Here is a 1,314-nt window from a genome sequence, read left to right on the forward strand (position 1 = left end):
ACGCGGGCCAGGCCGCCGGCGACGGCGGCGACCACCGCGGCCTGGGCCTCGGCGGCGGCGGCGCGCTCGGCCTCGTGGCGGCGACGCTCGTCTTCGGCGGCGCGGCGCTGAGTTTCGGTCTGGCCTTCCAGCCGGGCCTTCTCGACGGCAGCGTCCTTGAAGTGCAGCACCGCCTGGGCCATCGCGCCGATCTCGTCGCGGCGGCCGACGGCGGGCACGTCGACCTGATTGTCGCCGGCCGCCAACCGGCCCATGGCCCCGGTCATGCCGACGACCGGACGGGCGATCGAGCGGGTCAGCGCCCAGGCCATGGCCAGCGCGATCGCCAGGGCGACGCCGCCGCCGATGAAGAAGCCCAGGTAGGCGCTGGCGAAGGCCTTGGCCTGGGCCGCCGAGCGCTGGGCCAGCAGGCCTTCGTGGGTGTCGGTGGTGGCCTTCAGCGCCTCGCGCACGGCGGTCAGGCGCGCCTTCTCGCCGATCACCGCCTCGGCCTGCGGTCGGGTGGCCGGGTCGGCGGCGACGGCCAGCATGGCCTTGGCCTCGGTCTCGAACTTCGCTTCGGCCTCGTCGAGCGCCGCCATCCGCTTCACGTGGTCCGGATGATCGTCCGCCGTCCGCAGGGCCTCGACCGCCTTGGCGTAGTCGGCGCGGTGGTCCTCGAACTTCTTCAGGAACTGGGCGTCGCCGGAGGCGACGTAGCCGCGCATGGCGTTCTGCTCTTCCAGCAGGGCCAGCTTCACGTCCGCCGCGTCGGCCAGCACTTCGCGGCTCTCGGCGTCCTCGGCCGCGGCGATCTGGATGGCCCGCATGTTCGCGAAGACCAGCGCGCTGGCCCCGCCGCAGGCCAGGATGACCGCGGCGAAGGCGGCCGTCAGCTTGCGGGAGATCGGAAGGTCGGCGAACGACATGGGCGGGTCCTCGGCTAAACCACGGCGTCCGAAAAATTGACGGACGCCGGGCTCTCCAGCTCGGTATCAGACTAGATTGGTAAACGAGCCGTTGCGGCTGCTGTAAAGGCGCCGCGAGGACTGTTGTGAATACTTGACAAGATCACGCTCAACGAACCCGGTTACGCCCGCGTCCCATTGTTTCGCCCAAGCGTCGCGCGCAAAAGCGCCCCCGACCGTGGCGGTCGAGGGCGGCGGATGAAACTCAGGGGATGTACCTAGAGCCGGCCGGCGGGCGCGCCGGTCAGAACTCTTCCCAGCCTTCCACGTCCGGCTGGGGCGCCCAGACCCGGGCCGCGCCGCCGCGGCCGACATGCTTGAGGGCCGGACGGGCGGCCGGCTCGGCCGGCCGCGGCCGCGCCAGGGC

At 72.3% G+C, this 1,314-nt stretch carries 1 protein-coding gene; it reads right to left on the reverse strand.

Translation table 11 applies throughout. The features are described from left to right. The coding region (locus G3573_RS21490; RefSeq protein ID WP_163263662.1) for a CHASE3 domain-containing protein at nt 1-908 on the reverse strand (908 nt) is incomplete at its 3' end. Nucleotides 909-1,314: the final 406 nt, after the last annotated feature.

The sequence above is a fragment of the Caulobacter sp. 17J65-9 genome (assembly GCF_010975005.1).
Taxonomy (GTDB): Bacteria; Pseudomonadota; Alphaproteobacteria; order Caulobacterales; family Caulobacteraceae; genus 17J80-11.